Origin of the sequence: Coprococcus intestinihominis (assembly GCF_040096555.1) — a bacterium.
GTDB lineage: Bacteria > Bacillota > Clostridia > Lachnospirales > Lachnospiraceae > Coprococcus_A > Coprococcus_A intestinihominis.
This window is the reverse complement of the sequence record NZ_JBBMEK010000183.1, coordinates 1-6,810: the sequence shown is the minus strand read 5'-3', so window position 1 is coordinate 6,810 and position 6,810 is coordinate 1. Positions and strand designations below refer to the sequence as shown.

4 protein-coding genes and 1 pseudogene are annotated in these 6,810 nt (G+C 45.0%); all 5 read left to right on the top strand.

What is annotated here, in order from left to right; genetic code table 11:
• The first annotated feature begins 114 nt into the window (after positions 1–114).
• Positions 115–2,679, top strand: coding sequence for a YhgE/Pip family protein (locus tag WMO25_RS12840; protein ID WP_349085614.1), 2,565 nt, complete (start codon positions 115–117; stop codon positions 2,677–2,679).
• Positions 2,679–4,859: a YhgE/Pip family protein gene (locus WMO25_RS12835; protein WP_349085612.1), complete on the top strand. Its 2,181-nt coding sequence runs from the start codon at positions 2,679–2,681 to the stop codon at positions 4,857–4,859. The genes WMO25_RS12840 and WMO25_RS12835 overlap by 1 nt, the downstream gene beginning before the upstream one ends.
• 154 nt (positions 4,860–5,013) lie before the next feature.
• Positions 5,014–5,532 (top strand): peptidylprolyl isomerase, encoded by a 519-nt coding sequence (locus WMO25_RS12830; protein WP_015513423.1) that lies wholly within the window; start codon positions 5,014–5,016, stop codon positions 5,530–5,532.
• A gap of 94 nt (positions 5,533–5,626) precedes the next feature.
• Entirely contained in the window at positions 5,627–6,634 is a 1,008-nt protein-coding gene (locus WMO25_RS12825; protein ID WP_349085610.1) for a tetratricopeptide repeat protein, read from the top strand.
• 74 nt (positions 6,635–6,708) lie between these two features.
• A pseudogene (locus WMO25_RS12820) lies at positions 6,709–6,810 on the top strand (NAD-dependent protein deacylase); the annotation flags it as partial.

Below are 6,810 nucleotides of genomic sequence, written 5' to 3'. Positions count from 1 at the left end.
TTATGCCTTTTTTATTGGCTGAAATATTGAATTTTCAAGGTTCAACACACCGTATCGGTGTGGGAAGTTTTAGTTATCTATTAATGGAACAATTTATGAAAAAGGAGCATTTTTATGAGAAATGCATTTCGGATTTTTCGCCGGGATTTGAAGCGGATTTTGCGCAACCCGGCAGCATTACTGGTCATCATAGGTGTGTCGATCATTCCGTCGCTCTATGCATGGTTCAATATTGTTGCAAACATTGATCCTTATGCCAACACCTCTGGTATTAAGGTAGCTGTTGCCAATAATGATCAGGAGGCGTCGAGCAATGGCCTTTCGATCAATGCGGGTGACGAGATCATTACGAATCTGAAGGAAAATGATCAGTTGGGATGGACCTTTGTGTCGGAAGATGAAGCCGTTGAAGGCGTCAGATCCGGCAAGTATTATGCAGCGATTGTTATTCCGGACAATTTCAGTGAATCATTGTTAAGTGTCCTTTCAGGCAAGCTTAATACACCGGAACTGGAATACTATATCAATGAGAAAGCCAATGCCATTGCACCGAAGATCACGAGTACGGGTGCAAGTACGATCCAGTCTCAGATCAACAGTACATTCTCATCGGTTGCAGCAGAGTCTGTGTCGGATGTTGTTAAAAATTCTGTGACAGATGTAGCAGATGCTGTAGGCAATGTGAATACGGACATCAATGAGATGCTGAAGAAGGCAGATGCCAATATTCAGGCGTACGAAGATTTGTTGGACAAGTTTAACAACAGTTCTGATTCTACCAAGGATCTGATTTCAGATGCCCAGAAGGCAGCAGGTTCACTGGATGACGCAGCGGCCTCAGGCGCATCTGCTCTGGATGACGCGGATACGATCATTCAGAATACGAGAACAGCAGCCGGAGATTTTTCCGCCATCCTGTCCTGGTCACTTTCCAATGGAGAGCTACTTTTGAACCAGGCACATAGTTCTGCTTCAGAGGGGCTGACAGAGTTGGAAGCCAAGGCAGGCAAGATTAATACGACGGTTGGCGATGCACTGGATTCAGCCAATTCTGTTGTATCATTAAATGGTGAGATCCTGGATAATATGCAGGATCTTGTGAATCAAGTGACTGATGAAGTGGATGGACAGATTGCCAATGATATCATTGACAGACTGAACAGCAATATTGCCAGTCTTCAGGAGCAGAATGACAAGAATCAGAAACTGATCGACAGTCTGACTGTAGGCAATAACAGCATTTCGGATGCAATCTCCACAACATCCACAACACGTGAACAGCTGTCAGGAATTGCTTCTGACAGTATCGGCAGTATCCATGCTTTCAGGATTTCCATGGCTCAGAATGTTATTCCTGAACTGGACAAAACACTGGATACATTCTCAAGTCTGACGGGTGAGTTGTCCGGTCTGCTCAATGGCGTACCGACAGCTTCCGAGCAGTTTCAGTCGGTTTTTGATCAGCTGGATACAAGTCTTGCGGATATCAGGGACGCTTTAAGCGGTACGACCTCTGCACTGACAAGTGTCAGCGGCAAGCTGAATGACATCCAGAGTGATATGAATGCGCTTGTAAGTTCCGATACATATAACAAACTGCTCAAACTGGAAGGTATTGATGCTGACCAGATTTCTGAGTTTATGGCATCACCGGTTGAACTGGATACAGAGACTTATTTTGCAGTGAAGAATTACGGTTCTTCCATGATTCCATTCTATTCCAACCTGGCAATCTGGGTGGGCGGTATTGTTCTGATCGCGATCATTAAGATGGAAGTAGACAGAGACAAAACTATGAAGGATTATACGGCATCAGAGATGTATATGGGCAGATGGCTGCTGTATGTCGTGATCGGTGTCATTCAGGGCTTTATTGTGTGCCTGGGTGATACGCTGCTTCCGGGGGCGCAGGTCGTGCATCCGGTAAGGATGGTTATTCTCGGTATGATTCTTTCTTTTGTCTATGTTAATATTATTTATGCATTGTCTATTTCATTCAAGCATATCGGCAAGGCATTGTGCGTTATCCTGGTTATTCTTCAGATTCCGGGATCATCAGGTACATACCCGATTGAAATGACACCGGCATTCTTCCAGAACCTGCATCCGTTTCTTCCGTTTACGTATGGCGTCGGTGCTATGAGAGAATGTGTAGCAGGTGTATATGGACATGTCTATGAGAAAGATATACTGATTCTGTTATTATGCTATGTGCCGATTTCACTGCTGATCGGACTTGGTCTCAGGCCGGCCTTTGCCGGACTGAATCGCCTGTTTGACAGAAAGCTTTCAGAGACAGAGTTTATGATCTGTGAAGAACCGGATGAAACACTCAGCCGTCATGAACAGCTGAGAATGCTTTTGAAGGCATCTCTGTCTGTTGACAATCTGAGAGAAGAGACAGCTGCAAAGGCACAGGCTTTTGAAGGCAATTATAAGAAGATGGTGCGTTTCGGATTCCTGGCGATTATCATTATTCCGCTGATTTTCCTTGTTCTGATGTTCAGTCTGGAATCGAAGATCGTATTCCTTGTCCTGTGGATCCTTTCAATCATTATTATCGCTGTATGGCTGATCGTTGTCGAGTTTATTCACAATAATCTGCAGGAACAGCAGAAGATTGCAGGTATGTCTTTTGAAGAAATGCTTGAGAAATTCCGTGGAAAGGGGAAGGAATAATGAAGAATATTCTGCGTGTTTTTAAGAATGACTTAAACAAGATTCATAATAACGTTATTGCCATGATCGTTATCATGGGTATTCTTGTTATTCCGACTCTTTATGCATGGTTCAATATTGCAGCCAGCTGGGATCCGTATGGTAGTACGGATGGCCTGAAAATCGCCGTGGCCAGCGAGGATGCAGGTTATACAAGTGAACTGATCAAAGTGAATCTGAATCTTGGTGATGATGTCATTAAGGCATTGAAGGACAATGACAATTTCAATTGGGTCTTTACAGATGCAGATGATGCAGCTGATGGTGTTAAATCCGGCAAATATTATGCGTCCCTTGTTATTCCTGGGGATTTTACCAGGGATATGATGAGTGTTTTTACCAGTGATGTGACACATCCTCAGATTATTTATTATATTAATGAGAAGGAAAATGCCATTGCACCAAAGGTTACTGAAAAGGGTGCCAACGCTGTACAGCAGCAGGTGAATGACACTTTCATTGAAACCGTTTCCAAAACAGCGCTGGAGGCAATCCAGCTTGTCAGCAATGCTGCTGATGATGAAGATGATCAGGAGTTGGCAGACAAACTGTCAAAAACCCTGAACCAGGCAGCTTTTGATTTGAGCAGTGCGGCCAATACGGTGCAGACCTTTGCCAATCTGATGCAATCAGGTGCGCTGATGTTGGATTCAACCACTGAATTTCTGAAGCAGTCCGGCTCCGGTGCAGAAAACAGTGTCGAGGCTTTTGATAAAGCCGGTGAAGGCATTGATTCATTAAACAGTGCTTTGACAGGTACCACAAAGACGATTTCTGATGCATTGGCACAGAACAAGGAATTCTATACAGCTGTGTCAGATGCGGTGGGCAAAGCGCTGGATTCTTATAATACAGATGCGGAGGCATCAGCAGATGCTTTATATGCCGTATCAGACAGAATCCAGGATGTGATCGACCGCTATACAGAGATAGAAAATTCCCTGACAGACATCGGCAATGATTTGGATTCCCTGAAGATTTTAAACACAGCTATCAGAGATATCAATGGTTTGATCGATACGGCGGTTGCAAGACAGACAGCCATTCAGGACAAGATCAATGAAGCCGCCGGCAGTCTGACAACACTGACAGGGGATGCATCGGATCTCAAGAAAGAAATAAATGATCTGATCGCACAGACAACGGATTCCGTTGAAGAAGTAAAGACAAGCTATGAAGAGAATGTCAAGAGTGGTCTGAATGATCTGGCAGGCAGTCTGTCATCCACAGATTCCTCCATTACATCTATGTTCACAGCGTTGAATGACAGTGTCCAGGATATTGCAGGTGTCACCGACAATGCATCCGGGGATCTGTCGGATGTTCAGAAAACATTGGAAGATTCGGTGAATCTGTTAAAAGATGCTTCTGACAAACTTACCACAGCATCCAGGAAAGTATCAGACAGCGGCAGTATGGATGCCCTGACCGATCTTCTGGAGGAAAGTCCTGAGAGCATGGCTTCATTCATTGCTTCTCCGGTAAAACTTCATGAGAACCAGATTTATCCGATTGAGAACTATGGTTCTGCAATGGCACCGTTCTATTCAACACTGGCCATCTGGGTTGGTGCGGTTGTAATGGCGGCTATGCTGAAAGTTACTGTGTCAGAGAATGCGAAGAAGAGACTAAAGAATCCAAAGGAACATCAGCTTTATTTTGGACGAATGATCCTGATGGTTTGCCTCGGTATTCTGCAGAGTGCACTGATCTGTCTGGGAGATTTGTATTTCCTCGGTATTCAGTGTGAACATCCGTTGATGTTTATTATCACGGGCTGTTTTTCAAGTCTGATCTATGTCAATATTATTTATGCTTTGACGGTTTCCTTTGGCGATATCGGTAAGGCAGTTGCTGTTGTGCTGATGGTTATGCAGGTAGCCGGAAGCGGCGGTACATTCCCAATCGAATGTGCACCGAAGTTCTTCCAGGTTGTATATCCACTGCTGCCTTTCGTACACAGTATGAATGCGATGCGTGAGTGTATTGCCGGATTCTATAGCAATTATTACATGGTTGAGATGGCTAAGATGGCATTATATCTGATCCCGTCACTGCTTCTCGGTCTGCTTCTCAGAAAGCCGATTGTCCGACTCAATGAAGCGTTTATCGAAAAACTTGAAAGTACAAAACTGATGTAACGGGAAACCGGTACAACAAGAAATAGATACAACAAGAAAAGCCCCTTTACAGAAAGGGGTTTTTTCTGTACAATGGAACTATTGAAGAATAAGATATTTTGCAGCTGCAAAGAGGTTGAAGGGCTGCAGAATGATAATGAAAGGAAGATATACAATGACAAATCCAGTTGTAACAATTACAATGACAAACGGAGATGTGATGAAGGCAGAATTATACCCTGAAATCGCTCCGAATACAGTGAATAACTTTATTTCCCTCGTTCAGAAAGGCTTTTATGATGGCTTGATTTTTCACAGAGTTATTTCCGGTTTTATGATTCAGGGCGGTGATCCGCAGGGTACAGGTATGGGCGGTCCAGGCTATAGCATTAAGGGTGAATTCGCCATGAATGGTGTGAGAAATGATCTGAAGCATACAAGAGGTGTTCTGTCTATGGCACGTTCCATGATGCCGAACTCAGCAGGTTCACAGTTCTTCATTATGCATGCCAATGCACCGCATCTGGATGGACAGTATGCAGCATTCGGCAAGGTTGTTGAAGGTCTTGATGTCGTTGATAAGATTGCATCTGTCAGAACAGGATGGCAGGATAAACCGGTTGAAGAGCAGAAGATCCAGTCTATGACAGTGGAATTGTTCGGTGAGACTTATCCGGAACCGGAGAAATGCTAATAAGCAACAGCTGAGTATGGCTGCCGCAAGATGCCGTTATCGCAGAGTGATCTGCGGCATTTTGGGCGGCCATTTTTAGAAGGGAGGGTGAGAGATGGCGATTCTTGTTGTGCGGATTGAAGATGTGTCAACCCTTTTAATGAATGAGTTTTTTGACTATAACGGAAGGTGTTATGCCCTGACACGCTCAAGGAAAGAGAATACGGATGTTTGTATCAACCTTGAGGATTTTTATGAGGGAACGGTTCAGAGCGAAAGTCTGGAGGACATACCGGTGGTCTTTGTAAAAGCACAGGATGGCGGCTGGGCTGTGATCGGGTACTATAAGAGGGCAGAAGTGCGCAAGAAGATCATGCGTCCGTCTCTGTTCCTTGAAGGTAATATCCGGGCAGATGTCAGAGAAGCATGGCTGTTTTCTGAGAATGAGCGGAAGCAGATATTTGCAGCACATTTCGGAGAGCGGTATTATGAGGTTGTAGAAGATGATGATGCCCGTTATCAACCGTTGATGGCGTGTATGACAGACAACCCTGGACAAAACAGTCTGCTGCGGTATGATTGTGTGGATATCTTTCTTCAGAGTACCATCCGGAATCAGTATGAGGCGTGTCTGGCAGAATGCGAACGACTGGCTTCGGCGCTGATGTGTGAGACATGTACGGATCTGAGGGAAATCAAGCGGCTTGAAGTGTGTGGACGGCAGGCGGCTGTGCTGAACGGCAGAGAAGCAGACGGCTATTATTATGAAGCGATGGCGGATGAGCAGTTGGGCAGGGTACGACAGGGCATGAAAGCCATCGAGAAAGCCCTTCGTATCGAACCGGAGGGGGCGGATCTGATGGCGCTCAAGGGACAGCTCCTTGTGAGTATGGGAAAGGCTGATGCAGCGGCACAGTGGTTTCACAAGGCCTGGTATGAAAGTGGAGATGATGATTATCTGATGTTGGAAGGCCGGGCATGGCTTTTGGATGAAAAGCCGGATGATGCACTGGATTGTTTCAAGAAGATCAGCGACAAAGGACTTTTGGATGCGGCCGGGATCAACCTTAAAGACATGGAGCAAAGGTGGCCGCCGGTCAGCGCCAGAGGGGTTCGGGGTTAACAGAAGAAACTAGTACATTGTTTTCGAAATAACTACACCATTCACTTGCCTGCGGAATGAAAGGAGCGGATTTCATGAGTGAACAGGAAAACATTCTCAAGTTAAAAGCAATGATTGAGGCATCGGATAATATTGTATTTTTCGGTGGTGCAGGGGTATCTACAGAAAGCGGTATT